Below are 18,250 nucleotides of genomic sequence, written 5' to 3'. Positions count from 1 at the left end.
GACAACGCAGGGCGCGCGCATGTGAACCGGCAAACTCGCCGGAACGGAGGACGCGTCATGACGCGCACGTGTGCCGTGTGCCGTGTGCCGATGACGAACCCGTTTGCACTTCATGTGCCGTTGCGCACGTCCGTGCCGTCACATCGCGCGGACGGGCCGCACTTGAACTTCACGACCACTCTTCCGGCGGCAACGCCCCGCCGTCGTCCTCCCACAACGGCTGGCCCGTCTCGCCGCCGCTGCCCGCGATCACCGTCCCGCGCGTCGTTTGCTGCTTCCGGGCCGCCCGCGTGCCACGCGACGTCGCGCTTGCGTGGCGCGTGCGCGTGGGCGCCACGGTGTGCTGCGCGCCACCGCGCCCGTCGCCCGTCGATTCGGTCTTCGTCTTCGTTTTCGTCTTCGGCCGTCCAGTTGAAGCCACGCTCATGATCTTCTCCGATACGAATGAACCAGCAAGCCGATCCGCAAGATCGGTGCCCCCTCCAGGCAGGCGGATTGCTCCTTGCATCGGTTCCTGATCATCGCCCCGGAGACAACGATGCCGACCGACCTCAACCCGCCGCCGCCCGAGCGCCATCGGCTCGGCGAATGGATGGCCCGCGAAGAAGCGCACATGGCCGCGTTCCGCGAAAAAATCGCGGCCGAGGCCCGCGCGCATGCCGGCGACCGGCTGCGTACGCCGGCCGTGCAGGAACTCGCGCGGCTGTTCGACGATCATGCAGTGCTGCGCATGACGCTGGTCCGCGCGATCGATGAAGCGGTCGAATCGGGCCGCCGGCTCGGCTATACGTCGATCGACGAGTTGATGACCGTCCTGGATCACCTGATGACCTACACGCCGCCGTTCAGCGACGCGAGCCTGATCGTATGCCCGATCAATGCCTTTCTCGACTGGCCGATGTGCATGCCGTCGGGCCATGCGCTGTTTCGCGACGCCGCCGTCAACGCGCATCTGCAGAACGTGCTGAACGTATGGTGCGGCTTCCTTGGCGGCCCGCATTCGCGCGCGCATCTCGACACGTCGGCGCCCGACGGCTGGTTCTGCGACGCGGCGCGCGAGCGCATCGGGTTGTCGCAGTTCCAGTATCGCGACGACCAGCCGCACGGCGGCTTCACGTCGTGGAACGACTTCTTCACGCGGCGCTTTCGTGACGGCGCGCGCCCGATCGCGGCGCCCGACGATCCGCACGTGATCGTCAGCGCGTGCGAGGCCGCGCCGTACCACGTCGAATCGAACGTGAAGCTGCGCGACCGGTTCTGGATCAAGGCGCAACCGTATTCGCTGCGCGACATCTTCACGCCGGCCCGGCTGTCGCTCGCCGAGCGCTTCGTCGGCGGCGACCTGTACCAGGCCTATCTCAGCGCGTACAACTACCACCGCTGGCACGCGCCGGTGCGCGGGGTCGTCACGCATGCGTACCGGGTTCACGGCACCTACTACTCGATCGTCGAGGCGGAAGGCCCCGACCCGGCCGGGCTGAACGACTCCCAGGGGTACACGACGGCGGTCGCGACGCGCGCCTTGGTCGCGATCGCCTGCGACGATCCCGGCATCGGCACCGTTGCTGCGGTGTTCGTCGGCATGGGCGACGTGTCGTCCTGCGTGATCGACGTCGTGCCGGGCCAGCGCGTCGACAAGGGCGACGAGATCGGTTATTTCCAGTTCGGCGGCTCGACCTGCTGCCTGTTGTTCGAAGCCGGTGTGATCGACCGGTTCGTGTACGCGCCGCCGTTCGACCACGACGCTGCCGTCGTGAACGTCAATTCACCGGTCGCGATCGCACGGTGAGTCGCACGTGCGTCGGGCTCGCAGGCTCGACGCACGCCGGCTAGCGGTGCAATGTTTTCAACGGTTTGTAATGCCGCGGAACGTCGGTGGATCGTCGATCCGCGTGACACGACGCATGGCGCGCCCGCCACGGGTTCACGCCGCCCGTGGCGCCAGGGAATCGATCAGCGCGCCGTTGAAGGCCGGCAGGTCGTCCGGCTTGCGGCTCGTGATGAACGGGCCGTCACGGACGACCTCCTGGTCGACCCACTTGCCGCCCGCATGACGGATATCGTCCTGAAGGCTCGGCCAGCTCGTCATCGTGCGGCCTTCCACGAGGCCGGAAGACACGAGCAGCCAGCCCCCATGGCAGATCGCCGCGACCGGCTTGCCGGCGCCGACGGCCGCCGTCACGAACTCGCGCGCGGCCGGCACCATCCGGATCGCGTCGCCGTTCACGACGCCGCCGGGCAGCACGACCGCGTCGTAATCGCCCTCGCGCGCCTCGTCGAACGTGCGGTCGACCTTCACGCGCGCGCCCTTGTCGACGTGCCTGAAGCCCTGGATCTCGCCACCCTTCTCCGAAATCACGTCGACCTGCGCGCCTTCCGCCGCGAGCGCGCGCTGCGGTTCGACGAGTTCGGCTTCCTCGAAGCCGTCGACCGCGAGGATCGCCACCTTGCAATGAACCAGCCTTCCGCTCATGAAGCCCTCCGTCAGTGACGCGGCACACGTCGTGCCGCGCCGGTTTGGCAGCAAGCGGCGTGCCGTTTCCGCCCACGGGACGCGCCCACCGTCAGGGAACGGTTTCGCGCCGCGCGGGCGGCTGATCGCGTTCGACAAGGATCCGAGGGCGATCGAGACGGCGCAGGGCATCGAGGATGCGCGCCCGGCACGCGGATTTCCCGCATGCAAGGGCCGATGCCGTCCGGGTGGCGACCGCCGCCTGCGAACCGTTAGACGCCGTCGCGCAACCCGCTACTGCAGGTGACTCGCCGCATCCAGCATCGCGTCGGTCACTTCGATCGTGAGCGTCAGGCTCTCATCGGTATCGGGCACACGGTCGAGCATCGCCTGCACCGTGTCATGCAAAATCGCATGCACGCGCATCCGCGTGCCGTCGTCGAGCGCCGCATACCGCTCCATCGTGTCGCTGTCGAGCGCCAGTTCGACCGCATGCCGCGCGTATTCGGGCGGCGCATCGGCCGTCAGCGCCCAGGTCGAGTGGAACTTGATCCTGCCTGTGGCCACGTCGACATGGACCGTCGTATCGAGATCGTCCGCTTCGGTCGCGTCGCCGTCGATCTCGTCGAAGTCATCGATCTCGTCGTTCTCCCGCCGGTTCCGGGAATTGGATTGCATGATGCCCTCCTGTGTCATGGCGGCGTGCCCGTCCCGGGAAACCTCGCCGCCTTCGTCGGCACGGCGCCGTCAATAGCCGCTGGAACCCGCGCTGCCTGCCCCGCCGGCGCCGCCGCCGCCCGTGCCCGTCGACCCGGGCGAGCCGCCGTTGCCGGCGCCGGTGCCGCTGCCGCCCGCCCCCGCGCCATTGGGGCCGCCCGGCTTCACATGGCCGGCCGATCCGCTGTGCGAACGCGAGCCTTGTGTCGCACCCTGCCGCTGCACGGGTGCAGGCGGAGGCGGTGCGGCCGTATTGCCGTTGGTGCCCGGCGTCGACATGTCCATCGACGGATTCGGCGCGCCGGTGCCCTCGTCCGGGCGCTGCGAGTTCTGCGCCCATGCGGCCGGCGCGGCCGCGATGATCGCGACAGCCGCGCACGCCAGCACGCGCGGCGCGACACACTTCGATTCGGATACCGATTTCATGAAGTTTTCTCCCTGATAGAGACCACGTGATGGAAATTCCTGCCCCTTCCTTTCAGCAAGGCCCATGCCGCGGTCAGCACGCGTGCTGGCTTTCATGTCGACATCGCCGCCGAAAAACGGGCACCCCCATCCGCAGCATCGGCGTTGACGCCTTCACGTTTCAGCGCCCAGCCGCGCACGCATCGACGCGGTGATGCGCTGCCGCGCGTTCGCATAGCCTTCCCACGGATCGCGTTTCAACGCATCGAGGCGTTCACGCAGCGTGTCGATCGTCCATTGCGCACCGCCCGTCGTGTCGGGCACCTCGTCCCAGTCGAGCGGCACCGATACGCCCATGCCGGGCCGCGCGCGCACCGAATACGCGGCGATCGTGCTCGCGCCGCGGCCGTTGCGCAGGTAGTCGACGAAGATCTTGCCGCGCCGGTGGCGCGGCCCCATCGTCGCCGTGAAACGGTCGGGCAGCGCGCCCGCGACGTGCTGCGCCACCGCGCGCGAGAAATCCTTCACGTCGTCCCAGCCCGCATGCCGCGTGAGCGGCACGACGACGTGCAGCCCCTTGCCGCCGCTCGTCTTGCAGAACGACGCGAGGCCCAGCTCATCGAGCAGCCCGCGCACGAGCTGCGCGGCGTCGATCATCGCGCGCCACGGCAGCGCCGGATCGGGATCGAGGTCGAACACGATGCGGTCCGGCCGCTCGATGTTCGACGCGTGCGCATTCCACGTGTGCAGCTCGACCGTGCCCATCTGCGCGGCGCCGAGCAGCGCATCGACGCTGTCGATCGACAGCAGCGGCCCGTGGCCGGGATCGAGCCCTTCGTGCTGCGTGACGAACGGGATCTCGCGGCGCTCGGCATGCTTCTGGAAGAACAGTTCGCCGGCGATGTCGCCCGGTGCGCGCACGAGCGACACGGGCCGGCCCTTCAGGTCCGGCAGCAGCCACGGCGCGACCCATTGCCAGTAGTGCGCGAGGTCGATCTTGCGCGTGCCGCTTTGCGGATCGAGCACCCGCTCGGGATGCGTGATGCGCACGCGGCCGACGCGATCGGCGGCGGCCGCGCGCTGCGTATCGCCGGCAGACGCGGACGCGCGCGCGCCATGCTTGCGGCCGTGCGCCGTATCGGGTTGCGGGGCATGCGAGGATGCGCCATGCGCCGCGCGGGTTTCGTTCATCGTCGCCTCCGTTTCGGTTGGCCGCGGCACTTCGCGGACGATCTGCCGCGCCGGCTTGTCTTCGCGCAGCGCGATGAACGCCGCCTGCCGCACGATGCCGTCGCTCGTCCATTCCGCGAATTCGCATTCGGCGACGAGCGTCGGCTCGACCCAATGGACGCGCGTGCGGGACCGTTCGCGCGGCGGCGGGTCGAACGGGGTCGTGCCGCGTTCGTGCCGGCGCAGCGTCGCCGCGAGACGGTCGAGCAGACGCGTATCGAACCCGGTGCCGACCCGGCCGACATAGCGCAACGGCGGTTTGCCGCGTGGCCGCTTGCCGCCCGCGGCCGGTTCGTACACGCCGAGCAGCAACGCGCCGAAGCCGTGCCGGCTGCCCGACGGCTCGGTATAGCCGCCGATCACGAACTCCTGCCGCCGCCGGCATTTCAGCTTGATCCACGCGGACGAGCGGCCACCGCGATAGCGTGAATCCGCGCGCTTGCCGATCAATCCTTCGAGCCCCGTGTCGCACGCGCTCGCGATCAGCGACGCGACGTCGTCGCCGAGATCGGGCGAGTAGCGCAGCCGCGCGGGATCGCTACCGGCGAGCAACGGTTCGAGCAGCGCGCGCCGCGCGGCGAGCGGCGCATCGCGCAGGTCGTATCCGTCGACGAAGGGCAGGTCGAACACGAACAGCGTCACCGCGTCCGAACGGCCCGCGCCGAGTGCGTTCTGCAGCGCCTGGAAATCGGGCAGCCCGTGCTCGCCCAGGACGACGGCCTCGCCGTCGAGCCACGCGTTGCCGACCTCGAGCGCCGCGAGCGCGTCGCGCTGCATGCGCAGCTTCGCGGTCCAGTCGCGACCTTCGCGCGTCATCAGCGTGACGTGCCGGCGCGCACCGCCGCCCGCGATCCGGGCCAGGATCCGGTATCCGTCGAATTTCACTTCGTAGCGCCAATCATGGTGAGCAGGTGGGGCATCGACAAGCGTCGCGAGTTGCGGCGTCACGCGCTCGGGCAATGCCGCGCGCACCGCGCCTTCCACCTGCGACGGATCGATCGCCGTCGTGCGCGCCCCGCCGTCATGCGGCGGGCGGGCAGGCGCCTTGCGCGCCGCCTTTGTCCGGCCGACATGCACGCTGCCCGGCTGCTGCGCGACGACATCGAAGCTGGCCGCATCGCGCGCGTCGTCGTCGCGCTCCTTGATCAGCAGCCATTGCTCCTGGCGCCCCTGCTGCCGCCCGCTGCGCACCAATGCCCAGCCGCCGTGCAGCTTCGTGCCGTCGAGCCGGAACGTCAGCTTGCCCGCGCGGTAGCCGTCGCGCGCCCGGGCAATGCCGCCGTCGGGCGTCCAGGTGCCCTCGTCCCATACGGTGACCGAGCCCGCGCCGTAGTGGCCGGCCGGGATCTCGCCTTCGAACGACGCATATTCGAGCGGATGATCCTCGACGTGCACGGCCAGCCGCTTCACCGACGGGTCGACGCTCGGCCCTTTCGGCACCGCCCATGACTTGAGCGTGCCGTCGAGTTCGAGACGGAAATCGTAGTGCAGCCGCCGTGCGTGATGTTCCTGGATCACGAAGCGCAGCGGCCGGGCGGTGCGCGCGGAGGGTCGCGCTTTTTGCGCCTTGTGCGCCTTCTGCACGCTCGCATCCGCGTGCGCGCGCCGCCGCCCGTGCGCTCCCTCGGGTTCCGGCGTCGCATCGAAGCGGCGCTTGCTGCGATAGGGTTCGAGCTTGCCGGCCATCGCGTCACCCTCCTTCCCGCGCCGTCACGCGGCGTGCTTGCGGCGCACGGCGGCCTTCTTCGCCGCGTGCGTGCCGGTCGCGCCGTGCTTCGCGGCCGCGCGCTTCGCCGGTGCCTTCGCCGTGCCTTTCGCGGACGTTTTCGCCGCCGGCTTGCGCCGCGCGCCCGTCGATGGCGAAGGCGAAGGCGCACGGGCCTCCTCGTCGTCGTCCGCGCGCGCGGCACGCGCACCACCGCCGCCCTTCAGGCTGCGCTTGAGCAGCTCGGTGAGATCGACCACGTTGGTCGCCGTGCGCGCCGTCTGCGCGGGCCGGTCCTCGATTTCCTCGATGCGGCCCGCGCGCACCTTGCGCTCGACCAGCTCGAGGATGTCGTCGCGGAACGTGTCGTGATACTCGTCGGGCGTCCAGGAGCCCGACATGTCGTCGATCAGCTTCTTCGCCATCGCGAGTTCGCGCGCACTGACGCCCGCGCGCTTCGCGTCGTCGGCCGGCACCGACAGTTCGTCCAGCGGCCGCAGTTCCTCCTGCCAGCGCAGCGTATCGAGCGCGAGCAGCGGCCCGACCGGAATCAGCGCGCCGAGATGCTGGCGGTCGCGCATCACGACGTGCGCGATGCCGATCTTGCCGCTGTCCTTCAGCGCGTCGCGCAGCAGCGCATAGACCTTCTCGCCCTTGCGGTCGGGCACGAGGTAGTACGGTGTGTCGAGATACAGGAACGACACGGCATCCTCGTCGACGAACGTGACGATGTCGACGGTCTGCGTCGACTCGGGGTTCGCCGCGCGGATCTCGTCGTCGGTCAGCACGACATAGCGCTCCTTCTCGTACTCGTAGCCGCGCACGATGTCCTCGCGCGTGACTTCCTTGCCGGTGCGCTTGTTGACCTGCCGATAGCCGACCGGGTCCATCGAGCGCTTGTCGAGCAGCCGGAACGACGGCTTCACGGTGCGCGTGGCCGGGAACAGCTGCACGGGCACGTGAACGAGCCCGAAGCTGATCGCGCCTTTCCAGATCATGCGTGTCATCGATGTCCTCCTTGCGGCGTCCGTCGCCGCGCGCAGCCGTCAGGGCCTTCGGCAACGGCTGCGCCGCACGATGCTGACGTGGCCGTTGCGCTCCAGGATCGCCGCGTCGACGTCCGACAGGTCGTCCGCGCCGAGCGCCTGACGCACGCTCTCATGGACGTCCGTCGGCGTGATCAGCGCCGCGCGCATCTGCGCGTCGTCGAAGCGGCCGTTGCGATACACCTCGCGCTCTGCGCCGACCAACAGCCGCTCGAGCCGGCGCGAGCGTACGCAGGCCCAGCCGATCACGCGATGCAGCAGCGCGATCGCGAGCGACGCGGCCACCGTCGCGACGAACGGCGACGCACCGACCACCGCGCGGCTCAGGATCGCGCCGAGCAGGATGCCGACCACGTAGTCGAACGGCGAACGCTGGCCGAACGCGCGCCGCCCGGCGATGCGGATCAGCACCAGCGCGATCGCGAACACGACGATCGCCCGCAGCACCATCTGCCCGGGGTCGAGCATCCGGCCCTGTCCGAACAGCGCGACGACGACGTCCATGATCGCGTGGCGCTAGGCCGGCAACTCGGCGGCCTGCTGCTCGCGTGCCCAGACGCGATGGCGGCCGAGGTGGTCGGACAGGTCGTTCAGGACTGCGTCGAGATCGACGGCCTGCCCGACGCACACGCCTTCGGCCGGGTCCGGCAGGTGCGCGGCGCTCAGCAATTGCCGCCCCGACCCGACGGCCGCGATCGGCTTCAGGTGCTTGAACGCTTCGCGCACGAAATGCCGCGCGTCGGCGCTGTGCGCGAGGTCGCGGCCGTCGCCGTCGCCGCCGCACACGAACACCGCGTCGAACATCACCGACGGCATGCCGGCCAGCGTCGCCTGCGGCACGATGCTGCCGATCGGCGCCAGCGTCGGCGCGACGATCGTCGGCACCGCATGCGCGGCCAGCAGCGCATCGCGCACCTGCTGGACGAGCGCCTGGCTCGTGCCGGCGGTTGCGATCAGCGCGATCTTGCGCGACCGGATGCCGGGCTTCGCGCGGCCGATCAGGCTCAGCGCCGGCGAACGCTGCGCGACTGCCGGCGTCGCGCCGCCGTGCGGCGCGGGCAGCCCGAGCCGTTCGGCCACCTGCGCGGCCAGCCCCGCGTCGAAGCGGGCGATGATGTCGTTGACCACCCGCTCGCGAATGTGCGGCTGCGTCACCTTGCCGAGCTCGAAGCAGTAGGCGTCGCGGATATGCCGCTGCTCGATCTCGGTCATGCTCTGGTAGAACAGCGCGGCCTGCGAGAAATGATCGGCGAACGTCTCGCTGCGCACGCGCACCTTGTCGCCTTCGAGCGGCTCGTGCACGGTCTCGAAGCCGCCGCCGGCCGGCGCGGGCGGCGTCTCGCGCGGCCAGCCGCCGCTCGTCGAATTCGGTTCGTACGACGCCTGCCCGACGTTGATCGTCTGCCGGTGCATCGCATCGCGCTGGTTGTTCGCGAACGGGCACACCGGCCGGTTGATCGGGATCTCGTGGAAGTTCGGGCCGCCGAGCCGGCTCAATTGCGTATCGGTGTACGAGAACAGGCGCCCCTGCAGCAGCGGATCGTTCGTGAAGTCGATGCCGGGCACCACGTGCCCCGGATGAAACGCGACCTGCTCGGTCTCCGCGAAGAAGTTGTCGGGATTGCGGTTCAACGTCATCCGGCCGATGGGCCGCACCGGCACCCACTCTTCCGGCACCAGCTTGGTCGGGTCGAGCAGGTCGAAGTCGAACTTGCCGGCATCGGCCGGATCGATCATCTGCACGCAGAGTTCGAATTCCGGATAGTCGCCGCGCTCGATCGCCATCCACAAGTCGCGCCGGTTGAAGTCCGGGTCATGGCCGGCGATCCGCTGCGCCTCGTCCCACAGCAGCGAATACGCGCCGCTCACGGGCCGCCAGTGGAACTTCACGAAACGCTCGGCGCCGGCCGCGTTCACGAAGCGGAACGTGTGCACGCCGAAACCGTCCATCGCGCGAAAGCTCGCGGGCAGCGCGCGGTCGGACATCAGCCACAGCACCATGTGGGTGGTTTCCGGCACCAGCGACACGAAATCCCAGAACGTGTCGTGCGCGGACGCGCCGGTCGGCATCTCGTTCGGCGCCTCGGGCTTCACCGCATGCACGAAGTCGGGAAACTTGATCGCATCCTGGATGAAGAACACCGGCATGTTGTTGCCGACGAGGTCGTAGTTGCCCTCTTCGGTATAGAACTTCACCGCGAAGCCTCGCACGTCGCGCACGGTGTCCGCCGAGCCGCGCGGGCCCTGCACCGTCGAGAAACGCACGTACACCGGCGTTTCGGCGGCCGGGTCCTGCAGGAACGCGGCCTTCGTGTAGTCGGCCATCGGCTCGTACACGCGGAACACGCCGTGCGCGGCCGAGCCGCGCGCATGCACCACGCGCTCCGGAATGCGCTCGTGATCGAAATGCGTGATCTTCTCGCGCATGATGAAGTCTTCGAGCAGCGACGGGCCGCGCGGGCCGCCGCGCAACGTGTTCTGGTTGTCGGCGATCCGCACGCCCTGGTTGGTGCGCAGCGCCTCGTGGTCGGGCCGCGAGCGGTGCTCGTCGAGCTGGCGCGATTTCGCGCTGTCCTGCGGCTGGGCGGGCGGCGTCTTGCCGGATGAGGGGGAATGGGTCATCGATCGGGTCCTCGTGGCGTTCGGAAGGGTATCCGCCGCGCGCGCGCCGCTTGGCTGCGGCGCGCACGGGCGGACGGCAGGAAAACCGGCACGGCCGGGCGCGACCGCCCCGCCGGCCGGCGGGGGTTTCAGGGTGCGCGCAACGCCGCGTCGAGTTCGGCACGCGTCACGTCGAGCGCGACGTTGCACTCGATCGCCGCATCGTCGACGCGCGGCTTGCGTGCGTCCACCGCGCGCCGCGCGTGGTCGCACAGACGGGTGCGCACGCGCAGCCGTTCGGCCGCGTCGAGCGACGCATAGCGGGTGATCACGTCCGGGTCGAACCGCAGGTCGACCGCGCAACGCCAGTCGCGCGCGCTTGCGTCGGCCGGCACGCGCACCCACGACACCTGGATGGTCAGCCGCCCGGACGCGTCGTCCGCATGCACGACGACGGTCGATTCCGACGGGAAACCGTTCGCGAGCGCATGCTCGAGTTCCGCGATGCGCTGCGACCGGTCGGGCGTGACGCTCATCGTCGGACGACGCCCAGCAGCAGCGTGACCAGGAAGATCACCACGAAGATGTAGAACAGGATCTTCGCGATCTCCGCCGCGCCGGCTGCGATGCCGCCGAAACCGAACACGGCCGCGATGATCGCGATGATGAAGAAGATGATGGCGTATCGAAGCATGGAACCCTCCTGGATGACAGCGGTCACCGGTACGTATCGGCGTCGATCAGGCGTCGTGCTTGTGTTTCGGTTTGCCGTGGGCCGGCGTGGAAGCCATTTTCTCGAGCTCTTTTTCGCTCATCGATTTGGCCATCGACTTCGAAGGCGGTTTGAGGTCCTTCATTTTCGTCTCGCCGCGCTTGGCCGACAGGGCGGCCCCGGCGGCGCGTTGCTGGGCCTGCGATTTGGCTGGCATGGTCGTGCTCCTCTCGTGGGTGCGCGCATCGCGGCAGGCGGTGGCACGCACGCGGTTGAACGTGGTCGAACGTGGTCGAGTGCGGTCGAATCGCCCGGCCGTCACGCCGCGTCGCCGCACCGCGGGGCCGACTCGCGAAGATCGCCATCGCCTGGCGATCCTTCGCCACGGTGCCACGCGCAAGAACGATGCCTCGGCCGCGTGGCCCCCGGCGAAGCCCGCCTCGAAAGCGGCCCGGCGGGTCGATTCACGGTTGACCGTCTGCATGCCTCATGCATTGAGCGTGCCAGCTCGTCGAAGCGCGTCCGTGGCGGGTTCGCCCTGCATGTCGCCGCGAGCGGGAGCGGATTATTTACAAGCCGACGGCAAGTTTTGGACACGCATTCCGTAAGCCGTGAAGCCTGCCGGATCGTCAACCGTCATCGCTTCGCATCGATGCGATCGACGGCCGAACGATCGAGAAAGGCGGTCGTCAGTGCCGGCAGGTGGCGCAGCAGCCACGCGGCCAGGCTGCGCTCCTGTTGCAGGATCCGTTCGCAACATGCGTGGATCTCCGCTTCGCCGGCTGCCTGCGCGGCCGCGGCGAGCGCCGTATACGCGGCGATCTCGACGTGCGCGAACGCATAACCGGCCAGCGCTCCCTTCACCACTTCGTCGACGGCCAGCATGCCGGTCGCGATCCGGCCATACGCGGCAATGCGCGCGGCCAGGTCCTTGATCGCGGATGGCGTCGTGCCAAGCCGCATCAGGCACGCCTCGACGAGCGCCTGCTGGCCGATCGTGTCGTCGAGATGCCGGCGCAAGCGATCCTGCAGTTGCGGATAGTGATCGAGCCGTTTCAGTTGCGCGGCGAGCAGCATCTCGGCCTGCCGCTCCATCGCATACGCAGCGCGCAGCCAGTCTTCCAGGTGTTCGCGCGGATTCGCCATCGGTTTCCTCCGGCCGCATCGCGGGGCGGCATGCCGTGCGCCGCATCGGACGGCGCGCTGCACGGCGCACGCGATCCCGCGCGCATGCCGTGGGCGAGGTACGGGCGCCGGGTCAGTACTGCATCAGCGGCGGCGTGCCCGGCAGCGGCCGGTCGCCCTGCGCACCGTTCGCGCCGGTCGCGCCGGTCGACGGCCCGTCGGCCGCCTCGCCGCCGGCCGCGCCCTGCGGCATCAGGGTGCCCGGCGCCGGGCGCGCATCGCCACGTGTATTCGCGTCGGGCATCGTCGTGGTCGACTGTGCGCCACGGCTGTCGGGTGGCGCCCCGCGGGCGCCGTAGGGGCCGTTCGCCGATTGCATGCATGCGCCCAGCGCGCACGCGGCGGCGCACGCAAGGATGCCCATGCGCATCGTCTTCTGGATCGGGTTCATCGAAATCCTCCCTGTGACCGGCGTCTCATAGCCGGTTGAAATGGAAATCGCCGGCGTACGCGGTCGGGGCGCGACGCGCCATCATCGCGTCGAATTCCACCGCCACGCGCGTGAGCGCGCGGCGCTGCGAGTCGATGCCGGCCTGCTCGAGCGCGGCGAACGCGTCGGCGTCGAACGCCACGGTCAGCGACGCCGGATGACCGTCGACGCGAAAGCCGATATGCAGCGCGCCGAGCGGCTTTTCCTCGATATGGAACGGCATCGCGCGCGCCTCGAAATGGCGGCCGAGCGTTTCGGCGATGTCGCGCAACACGCCGGGTTTCACGCGGATGCTCATGGCGATGCCTCGTGGCGCGTTCGCGATACCGCGCCCATCGGCGGCGTATGCACGGGCGGCTCGCGCTCGGGCGGGGCATGCCCCGGTGGGTCGCCCTCGGGTTGCCGGTACGGCTCCGGCATGTCAGGGGGCAAGTCGTCGGGATCGGGCGGTTCCGGATCCGGCCCGATGTCGGATAGCGGCGGTTCGGGCCGCTGCAACCACTGCGCTGGGTCAGGTGTCATCGGCACTCCTTCATTGCGGGGTCGGCGGGTCGACAGCGGGCACGACCTTCGCCTGCCCAGGGTGCGCAAGCCCCATGCCGTCGTTCCCGTCACCCGCGTGTCCGCCGCGACGCGCACGCGGGTGCCGCAAACGGCCTGCCGTGCCTTCGCTACACCGTCCGCTGCAAATCTTGCAACGGCGCGGCTACGCGTCGAAAGCGGCCATCACGAGCCACAGCTCGCGGCCTTCATCGCGCACCTGCGCGGCGAGCGCATACGCATCGGACGGCTCGCACGCGCGCTGCAGCGCGAACCGCGCGGGCTCGGTCGAGCCGAACGTCTCGCCGCCGAGCGGCCTCACGTCGGCCTTGCCTTCGAACATCCGGCGCTCGGGCCGGTAGATCAGCGGTTCATGCTTCCATTCGTTGAAATGGCTCTTCAACGCATCGAATCCGCCGCCGCATACGTTGACCTCGTAGCGCACGCCCGGTCGTCGCTTCGGAATCGTCATCGCGCCTCCCGCTCGATATGCGCGCGGCCGGCACCGGTTGCGCCACGCGCCTGCGTCATCATCGCCATCGCCATCGCCATCGCGGCAAGTCGCGTGCCGCGTGCGTCCGGCGCATCTCGGCGCCTACCGGGCATGGCCGTTGCGGAGGGGACATGCCATCGGCATCGACATGGAGGCTTGCGATGAAGGATTCGACCCGGACCGGCCACGACGCGCCGGCACACGAACGGCAACCCGATCCGTCGCCGCCGCTCAAGCACCGCGACCGCGCGCGCACGCGCCATTCGGAACGCCATATCGACAAGCAGCTCGAGGACACGTTTCCCGCGAGCGACCCGCCCGCGACCGGCGGCGTCACGCGCATCGAGCCGGACACGCCGCCCGGCACGCACGACGAGGGGCCGTGGCAGGACAAGCGCGAACGCGGCGACGCATGAGCGCGCACGGCACGTGGGTTGCTGATTCTGTCGCGCCCATTTCGACCCATTGCACTACCGAACCCGTGAGGAGAATTTCATGCATCGCGTCAACGAAATCATGTCGCAGGACGTCGTGCACATCGCACCGACCGACTCGATCCGTCATGCCGCGCAACTGATGGAGCGCTACGACGTCGGCGCGCTGCCCGTGTGCGACAACAACCGGCTGATCGGGATGGTGACGGACCGGGATCTCGCGGTGCGCGCGATTTCGGCCGGCAAGCCGCCGGAGACGCGCATTCACGAAGTCGCGTCGGGACCGATCGAATGGTGTTTCGACGACGATTCGCTGGACGAGATCCAGCACTACATGGCGGACGCACAACTGCGCCGCCTGCCGGTCGTCGATCACGACAAGCGGCTGGTCGGCATGCTGTCGCTCGCGGATATCGCGACCCGCATGGCCGGCCCCGAGCGGGACGATCTCGCGAACACGCTCGAAGGCGTGTCGCAACCGAAGCAGACGTGACGGAGCGATTCCCGCCCCGTCCCGACCACCCCGCGCGACCCGCAGGGCCCGCCCCGGGCACCGTCGCGCCCCATGCAGCCTGGAGGAAACCATGCAGACTTCCGATCAAGGTCAAACCCGCATCATCGGCAAGGGTGCCGCGACGGCGGCCGGCCCTGGCCCCGACGTGATGGCGGCCGATACGCTGGAAGGCGACAAGGTCTATACGACCGACGGCGACGATGTCGGCAAGATCAAGGACATCATGCTCGACGTGCGCTCCGGCCGCGTCGCCTACGCGGTACTGTCGAGCGGCGGCATCCTCGGCATCGGCGACAAGCTGCACGCGATCCCGTGGAGCGCGCTCACGCTCGACACCGAGCGCAAATGCTTCCTGCTGTCGGTGTCGTCCGAGCGGATCCGCAACGCACCGGGGTTCGACAAGGACCACTGGCCGGCGATGGCCGATCCGCAATGGGCGACACCGCTGCACGAGTTCTATGGCAGCACGCCGTACTGGAGCGCCGGCGACGAACTCGGGCTGACCGACCCGACCGAGGAACTGAACGATCCGCGCTCACGCGACCGTCTCTGATCGCGCCATCGCGCTGCGCCGGTTGACCGGCGCAGCCGCGTCGAACGCCCCGCCCGCGCGGGGCGTTTTTCTTGCCGGCCGTCGCGGGGGCGGCCCGGACGCGACAGGCGACACGCGCTACGCGCGATGCCGCAGCGCGTCGATCACGACGGTAAACGCTCGCGACGCCGGGCGGCGGCTCGGATAGTACGCGTGGTAGCCGGGAAAGACCGGGCACCAGTCCGGCATCACGATCCGCAGGCGGCCGTCGCGGACATGCTCCAGCACGATGTCCTCGGTGACGAACGCGATGCCGAAGCCGTCGAGCGCCGCCTGCACCATGTGCGGCTGCGTGTTGCAGGTGATCCGGCCGTTCACGCGCGCCAGCACGTCGTTCCTGCCCTTCTTCAGCTCCCACGCATAGAGGCCCTTCGCGGTGGCGAGCCGCAACGTGACGCAATCGTGATCGAGCAGGTCCTGCGGCTTTTTCGGCGGCTTGCGGCCGTCGAGATAGGCCGGCGACGCGACCATCGCCATCCGGACATCCGGGCTGATCCGCACGGCGATCATGTCCTTCGCCACCTGGTCGCCGTAGCGCACGCCGATGTCGTAGCGCTCCTCGACGATGTTCGACAGCCCGTAATCGACCGACAGCTCGATGCGGATATCCGGGTAGTCGGGCAGGACCTGCCTGAGCTTCGGCCAGATGATCGTATCGATCGGATGCTCGGTGGCGGTAATGCGCACCACGCCGGCCGGCTTGTCCCGGAAATCCGACAGCGCGGCCAGTTGCGCGGTGATCTCGTCGATACGCGGGGCCACCGCCTGGAACAGCGCTTCGCCCGCGTCGGTCGTCGACACGCTGCGCGTCGTGCGCGTCAGCAGCCGCACGCCGACCCGCGCCTCGAGATCGCGAATGGTATGGCTCAGCGCCGACTGCGACACGCCGAGCCGCGTGGCCGCGCGCGTGAAGCTGCGCTCGCGGGCCACCGCGAGAAACACGAGCAGGTCGTTCAGATTTTCGCGCGCCATGTCGAAACGCTCCGGTCGGGACGGACGCCCATCGTAGCACCGCCGGCGGCGATTCATCAGTTTGGCTCATGAGTCCAAGCGTGCCGCGCTACTTAATCGATCCGCGACGAATCACTAGACTGCGAAGCCATCGACCCGATGCGTCGCGGCAGCGCCCGGACGCTCGGACTACCCGCATTCCGGAGCCCAACCTCATGACTACCCGCTTTCTCACTGCCGTCGCCGCCACTGCCGCGCTGGTCGCGTCCGGCTCGCTGTTCGCGCAATCCGCACCGGGCCTGACGCGCGAGCAGGTCCGCCAGGACATGCAGCGCTACGAGGCCGCCGGCTTCAATCCGGCGCGCCTGAACCCGCGCAGCTGGGTCGACGACGCCCAGGCCGCCGCGGCCCGGGTGCAGGCCGGTCACGCCGACGACGCGCACACGCAGCTCGCCGTGCACGACGCAACGACGCGTTGCGACTGAGCGCGCGACCCACTCCTTTCTCCGATCCGGTTCCCGACATGCCATCCGTCTCCACCCCCGATCGCGGCACGGCGCCTGACGGTGCGGCCGCATGGGGCGCCGTCCTCGCGATGTCGCTCGGCGCGTTCGCGCTGGTCGCCTCCGAGTTCATGCCGGTCAGCCTGCTCACGCCGATTGCCGGCGACCTGCACGTCAGCGAAGGCCAGGCCGGCCAGGCCATCTCCGTATCGGGCGCGTTCGCGCTGGTCACGAGCCTGTTCATCGCCTCGCTCGCCGGCCGGCGCGATCGCAAGCCGTTGCTGCTGGTGCTGACCCTGCTGACGATCGTGTCCGGCACGCTCGTCGCGTTCGCGCCGAACTACGCGGCGTTCATCGCCGGCCGCGCCCTGATCGGCGTGGCGATCGGCGGCTTCTGGTCGATGTCGGCCGCCACCGCGATGCGCCTCGTGCCGGCACCGCACGTGCCGCGCGCGCTGGCGATCGTGAATGGCGGCAACGCGCTGGCGACCGTCGTCGCGGCCCCGCTCGGCAGCTTTCTGGGCGGCATCGTCGGGTGGCGCTGGGCGTTCTTCTGCGTCGTGCCGGTCGCCGCGATCGCATTCGGCTGGAAGCTCGTCAGCCTGCCGTCGATGCAGTCCGCGCCGCGCCGCGCGTCGGCCAACGCGCTCAGGCTGCTGGCCCGGCCGCCGGTCGCGCTCGGCATGGCCGCGGTCAGCGTGTTCTTCATGGGCCAGTTCACGCTGTTCACGTACCTGCGTCCGTTCCTCGAAACCGTCACGCACGCGGGCACCGTCACGCTGTCGCTGCTCCTGCTCGTGATCGGCGTCGCGGGTTTCGCGGGCACGTTCCTGATCGGCGGCGTCCTCGAACGCGGGCTCTACCGGACACTCGTGGCCACGCCCGCACTGATGGCCGCGATTGCGGCGGCGCTGATGGTGTTCGGCGGCTCCACGGCGGCCACCGCCTGCCTGCTCGGCGCCTGGGGGCTGCTCGGCACCGCGGCGCCGGTCGGCTGGTGGACGTGGCTCGCCCGGACGCTGCCGCACGATGCGGAAGCCGGCGGCGGGCTGATGGTGGCGGTCGTGCAACTCGCGATCGGGCTCGGCGCGACGATCGGCGGCATGCTGTTCGACCTGCACGGCTACCGTGCGACCTTCGCGATGAGCGCGGCGCTGCTCGCGTTCGCCGGCGGGCTGGCCGTCGTCGCGGGCCGGTCCGCCCGACATGCCGCCACGCGCACCGGCGGTTGATGCCTGCGCCGCGACGCCCCGGCGGCTTTTTTACAAGCACCGTGTAACCGCCCCGTCCGGCGTCGCGCGGCCGCTCGCCGCGTCCAGATAGCCCAGCAGCCGGTGCGGCGTCAGCGGCTTCGCGCAGTGCGCGTCGAACCCGGCTTGCTTCGCCGCCTCGCAGTCGCGTCGCGACGCGAGCCCGCTGCACGCGACGAGCAACATGTCGCCGGTGTGCGGATCACCGCGCAGCCGCGCCGCCAGCTGCAGCCCGTCGAGGCCGGGCATCGCGATATCGAGCACGACCGCGAACGGCTGCCAGTCGCGTGCGATCGCGCAGACGGCGAACGGATCGACGGCAATACGGCATTCGAAGCCGCGCGCCTCGAGCAGCAGGCGCAGCGCATCGGCGGCGTCGCGATAGTCGTCGACGATCAGCACGCGACGCGGGCGCCTCGGCACGCTGTCGGGGGCGCGCCACAGCAGCACGTCGTCCGCGGCCGGATCGTCGCCGGGATCGGGAAGCATC

At 69.7% G+C, this 18,250-nt stretch carries 24 protein-coding genes; 6 read left to right on the top strand and 18 right to left on the bottom strand.

Annotated features, from left to right (window positions below):
• Positions 1-169: 169 nt before the first annotated feature.
• Positions 170-427: a hypothetical protein gene (locus CFB40_RS36190; protein WP_089429306.1), complete on the bottom strand. Its 258-nt coding sequence runs from the start codon at positions 425-427 to the stop codon at positions 170-172.
• 111 nt (positions 428-538) lie between these two features.
• Here CFB40_RS36190 and CFB40_RS36185 point away from each other — a divergent pair, with 111 nt between their 5' ends.
• Positions 539-1,789 carry a phosphatidylserine decarboxylase family protein gene (locus CFB40_RS36185; RefSeq protein ID WP_089434111.1) on the top strand — a complete coding sequence of 417 codons (1,251 nt, stop codon included), beginning with the start codon at positions 539-541 and terminating at the stop codon, positions 1,787-1,789.
• A gap of 135 nt (positions 1,790-1,924) precedes the next feature.
• On the opposite strand, the gene CFB40_RS36180 is transcribed toward CFB40_RS36185, so the two are convergent.
• From CFB40_RS36180 to CFB40_RS36110, 15 genes are all read right to left on the bottom strand, one after another.
• A complete protein-coding gene (locus CFB40_RS36180) occupies positions 1,925-2,473 on the bottom strand; it encodes a type 1 glutamine amidotransferase domain-containing protein (protein WP_089430083.1) in 549 nt (182 codons plus the stop codon).
• Positions 2,474-2,746: 273 nt separating this feature from the next.
• The gene (locus tag CFB40_RS36175; protein WP_089430082.1) at positions 2,747-3,130 is read right to left on the bottom strand and encodes a DUF3022 domain-containing protein; all 384 of its coding nucleotides are present in this window, start codon (positions 3,128-3,130) and stop codon (positions 2,747-2,749) included.
• A 69-nt stretch (positions 3,131-3,199) separates the two neighbouring features.
• The gene (locus CFB40_RS36170) at positions 3,200-3,595 is read right to left on the bottom strand and encodes a hypothetical protein (RefSeq protein ID WP_089434110.1); all 396 of its coding nucleotides are present in this window, start codon (positions 3,593-3,595) and stop codon (positions 3,200-3,202) included.
• A gap of 153 nt (positions 3,596-3,748) precedes the next feature.
• Complete coding sequence (gene ligD / locus CFB40_RS36165) at positions 3,749-6,490, bottom strand: DNA ligase D (RefSeq protein WP_089434109.1); 2,742 nt, start codon at positions 6,488-6,490, stop codon at positions 3,749-3,751.
• Between the two features lie 24 nt (positions 6,491-6,514).
• Positions 6,515-7,516, bottom strand: coding sequence for a non-homologous end joining protein Ku (ku, locus tag CFB40_RS36160; protein WP_089429303.1), 1,002 nt, complete (start codon positions 7,514-7,516; stop codon positions 6,515-6,517).
• Positions 7,517-7,555: 39 nt separating this feature from the next.
• On the bottom strand, positions 7,556-8,059 hold the full coding sequence (locus CFB40_RS36155; RefSeq protein ID WP_089434108.1) for a DUF421 domain-containing protein: 504 nt from the start codon (positions 8,057-8,059) through the stop codon (positions 7,556-7,558).
• Positions 8,060-8,071: 12 nt separating this feature from the next.
• Entirely contained in the window at positions 8,072-10,177 is a 2,106-nt protein-coding gene (gene katE, locus CFB40_RS36150; protein WP_089434107.1) for a catalase HPII, read from the bottom strand.
• A gap of 128 nt (positions 10,178-10,305) precedes the next feature.
• Complete coding sequence (locus CFB40_RS36145; protein ID WP_089429300.1) at positions 10,306-10,692, bottom strand: DUF3022 domain-containing protein; 387 nt, start codon at positions 10,690-10,692, stop codon at positions 10,306-10,308.
• The gene (locus tag CFB40_RS36140; protein ID WP_006767422.1) at positions 10,689-10,850 is read right to left on the bottom strand and encodes a DUF1328 family protein; all 162 of its coding nucleotides are present in this window, start codon (positions 10,848-10,850) and stop codon (positions 10,689-10,691) included. Before CFB40_RS36140 ends, CFB40_RS36145 begins: the two co-directional genes overlap by 4 nt.
• Before the next feature lie 46 nt (positions 10,851-10,896).
• Positions 10,897-11,085 (bottom strand): DUF3008 family protein, encoded by a 189-nt coding sequence (locus CFB40_RS36135; protein ID WP_039371381.1) that lies wholly within the window; start codon positions 11,083-11,085, stop codon positions 10,897-10,899.
• A gap of 419 nt (positions 11,086-11,504) precedes the next feature.
• Positions 11,505-12,014: a DUF892 family protein gene (locus CFB40_RS36130; protein ID WP_089434106.1), complete on the bottom strand. Its 510-nt coding sequence runs from the start codon at positions 12,012-12,014 to the stop codon at positions 11,505-11,507.
• Positions 12,015-12,126: 112 nt separating this feature from the next.
• Positions 12,127-12,444 carry a hypothetical protein gene (locus CFB40_RS36125; protein ID WP_089434105.1) on the bottom strand — a complete coding sequence of 106 codons (318 nt, stop codon included), beginning with the start codon at positions 12,442-12,444 and terminating at the stop codon, positions 12,127-12,129.
• A 25-nt stretch (positions 12,445-12,469) separates the two neighbouring features.
• Positions 12,470-12,781, bottom strand: coding sequence for a hypothetical protein (locus CFB40_RS36120; RefSeq protein WP_089429297.1), 312 nt, complete (start codon positions 12,779-12,781; stop codon positions 12,470-12,472).
• Positions 12,778-13,005, bottom strand: a complete 228-nt coding sequence (locus tag CFB40_RS36115) for a hypothetical protein (RefSeq protein ID WP_089434104.1) — start codon at positions 13,003-13,005, stop codon at positions 12,778-12,780. The genes CFB40_RS36120 and CFB40_RS36115 overlap by 4 nt, the downstream gene beginning before the upstream one ends.
• Before the next feature lie 184 nt (positions 13,006-13,189).
• Positions 13,190-13,495, bottom strand: coding sequence for a hypothetical protein (locus CFB40_RS36110; RefSeq protein WP_089429295.1), 306 nt, complete (start codon positions 13,493-13,495; stop codon positions 13,190-13,192).
• 182 nt (positions 13,496-13,677) lie between these two features.
• On the opposite strand from CFB40_RS36110, the gene CFB40_RS36105 reads away from it, so the two are divergent.
• The 3 genes from CFB40_RS36105 to CFB40_RS36095 all read left to right on the top strand — a co-directional run bounded on the left by CFB40_RS36105 (position 13,678) and on the right by CFB40_RS36095 (position 15,017).
• Complete coding sequence (locus CFB40_RS36105; protein ID WP_089434103.1) at positions 13,678-13,932, top strand: hypothetical protein; 255 nt, start codon at positions 13,678-13,680, stop codon at positions 13,930-13,932.
• A gap of 79 nt (positions 13,933-14,011) precedes the next feature.
• On the top strand, positions 14,012-14,443 hold the full coding sequence (locus CFB40_RS36100; protein ID WP_039371315.1) for a CBS domain-containing protein: 432 nt from the start codon (positions 14,012-14,014) through the stop codon (positions 14,441-14,443).
• A 91-nt stretch (positions 14,444-14,534) separates the two neighbouring features.
• Positions 14,535-15,017 carry a PRC-barrel domain-containing protein gene (locus CFB40_RS36095; RefSeq protein ID WP_089429293.1) on the top strand — a complete coding sequence of 161 codons (483 nt, stop codon included), beginning with the start codon at positions 14,535-14,537 and terminating at the stop codon, positions 15,015-15,017.
• Positions 15,018-15,134: 117 nt separating this feature from the next.
• Here the strand turns inward: CFB40_RS36095 and CFB40_RS36090 are convergent, their stop codons facing one another.
• The gene (locus tag CFB40_RS36090) at positions 15,135-16,028 is read right to left on the bottom strand and encodes a LysR family transcriptional regulator (RefSeq protein WP_089434102.1); all 894 of its coding nucleotides are present in this window, start codon (positions 16,026-16,028) and stop codon (positions 15,135-15,137) included.
• 194 nt (positions 16,029-16,222) lie between these two features.
• Here CFB40_RS36090 and CFB40_RS36085 point away from each other — a divergent pair, with 194 nt between their 5' ends.
• Positions 16,223-16,492, top strand: a complete 270-nt coding sequence (locus tag CFB40_RS36085; RefSeq protein WP_089434101.1) for a DUF4148 domain-containing protein — start codon at positions 16,223-16,225, stop codon at positions 16,490-16,492.
• A gap of 38 nt (positions 16,493-16,530) precedes the next feature.
• The gene (locus tag CFB40_RS36080; RefSeq protein WP_089429290.1) at positions 16,531-17,742 is read left to right on the top strand and encodes an MFS transporter; all 1,212 of its coding nucleotides are present in this window, start codon (positions 16,531-16,533) and stop codon (positions 17,740-17,742) included.
• A 30-nt stretch (positions 17,743-17,772) separates the two neighbouring features.
• Here the strand turns inward: CFB40_RS36080 and CFB40_RS36075 are convergent, their stop codons facing one another.
• The gene (locus CFB40_RS36075; RefSeq protein WP_089434100.1) at positions 17,773-18,249 is read right to left on the bottom strand and encodes a response regulator; all 477 of its coding nucleotides are present in this window, start codon (positions 18,247-18,249) and stop codon (positions 17,773-17,775) included.
• Position 18,250 lies beyond the last annotated feature (1 nt).

It is taken from the genome of Burkholderia sp. AU31652 (genome assembly GCF_002223155.1).
Classification (GTDB): domain Bacteria; phylum Pseudomonadota; class Gammaproteobacteria; order Burkholderiales; family Burkholderiaceae; genus Burkholderia.
The sequence above is the reverse complement of the archived record's forward strand: the minus strand, read 5'-3'. Positions and strand labels throughout refer to the sequence as shown.

Bases quoted from the DNA above. Each gene is read 5' to 3' on its own strand.
- CFB40_RS36190 (WP_089429306.1), bottom strand. From the start codon at position 427: ATGAGCGTGGCTTCAACTGGACGGCCGAAGACGAAAACGAAGACGAAG.
- CFB40_RS36185 (WP_089434111.1), top strand. From the start codon at position 539: ATGCCGACCGACCTCAACCCGCCGCCGCCCGAGCGCCATCGGCTCGGC.
- CFB40_RS36180 (WP_089430083.1), bottom strand. From the start codon at position 2,473: ATGAGCGGAAGGCTGGTTCATTGCAAGGTGGCGATCCTCGCGGTCGAC.
- CFB40_RS36175 (WP_089430082.1), bottom strand. From the start codon at position 3,130: ATGCAATCCAATTCCCGGAACCGGCGGGAGAACGACGAGATCGATGAC.
- CFB40_RS36170 (WP_089434110.1), bottom strand. From the start codon at position 3,595: ATGAAATCGGTATCCGAATCGAAGTGTGTCGCGCCGCGCGTGCTGGCG.
- ligD (WP_089434109.1), bottom strand. From the start codon at position 6,490: ATGGCCGGCAAGCTCGAACCCTATCGCAGCAAGCGCCGCTTCGATGCG.
- ku (WP_089429303.1), bottom strand. From the start codon at position 7,516: ATGACACGCATGATCTGGAAAGGCGCGATCAGCTTCGGGCTCGTTCAC.
- CFB40_RS36155 (WP_089434108.1), bottom strand. From the start codon at position 8,059: ATGGACGTCGTCGTCGCGCTGTTCGGACAGGGCCGGATGCTCGACCCC.
- katE (WP_089434107.1), bottom strand. From the start codon at position 10,177: ATGACCCATTCCCCCTCATCCGGCAAGACGCCGCCCGCCCAGCCGCAG.
- CFB40_RS36145 (WP_089429300.1), bottom strand. From the start codon at position 10,692: ATGAGCGTCACGCCCGACCGGTCGCAGCGCATCGCGGAACTCGAGCAT.
- CFB40_RS36140 (WP_006767422.1), bottom strand. From the start codon at position 10,850: ATGCTTCGATACGCCATCATCTTCTTCATCATCGCGATCATCGCGGCC.
- CFB40_RS36135 (WP_039371381.1), bottom strand. From the start codon at position 11,085: ATGCCAGCCAAATCGCAGGCCCAGCAACGCGCCGCCGGGGCCGCCCTG.
- CFB40_RS36130 (WP_089434106.1), bottom strand. From the start codon at position 12,014: ATGGCGAATCCGCGCGAACACCTGGAAGACTGGCTGCGCGCTGCGTAT.
- CFB40_RS36125 (WP_089434105.1), bottom strand. From the start codon at position 12,444: ATGAACCCGATCCAGAAGACGATGCGCATGGGCATCCTTGCGTGCGCC.
- CFB40_RS36120 (WP_089429297.1), bottom strand. From the start codon at position 12,781: ATGAGCATCCGCGTGAAACCCGGCGTGTTGCGCGACATCGCCGAAACG.
- CFB40_RS36115 (WP_089434104.1), bottom strand. From the start codon at position 13,005: ATGACACCTGACCCAGCGCAGTGGTTGCAGCGGCCCGAACCGCCGCTA.
- CFB40_RS36110 (WP_089429295.1), bottom strand. From the start codon at position 13,495: ATGACGATTCCGAAGCGACGACCGGGCGTGCGCTACGAGGTCAACGTA.
- CFB40_RS36105 (WP_089434103.1), top strand. From the start codon at position 13,678: ATGAAGGATTCGACCCGGACCGGCCACGACGCGCCGGCACACGAACGG.
- CFB40_RS36100 (WP_039371315.1), top strand. From the start codon at position 14,012: ATGCATCGCGTCAACGAAATCATGTCGCAGGACGTCGTGCACATCGCA.
- CFB40_RS36095 (WP_089429293.1), top strand. From the start codon at position 14,535: ATGCAGACTTCCGATCAAGGTCAAACCCGCATCATCGGCAAGGGTGCC.
- CFB40_RS36090 (WP_089434102.1), bottom strand. From the start codon at position 16,028: ATGGCGCGCGAAAATCTGAACGACCTGCTCGTGTTTCTCGCGGTGGCC.
- CFB40_RS36085 (WP_089434101.1), top strand. From the start codon at position 16,223: ATGACTACCCGCTTTCTCACTGCCGTCGCCGCCACTGCCGCGCTGGTC.
- CFB40_RS36080 (WP_089429290.1), top strand. From the start codon at position 16,531: ATGCCATCCGTCTCCACCCCCGATCGCGGCACGGCGCCTGACGGTGCG.
- CFB40_RS36075 (WP_089434100.1), bottom strand. From the start codon at position 18,249: ATGCTTCCCGATCCCGGCGACGATCCGGCCGCGGACGACGTGCTGCTG.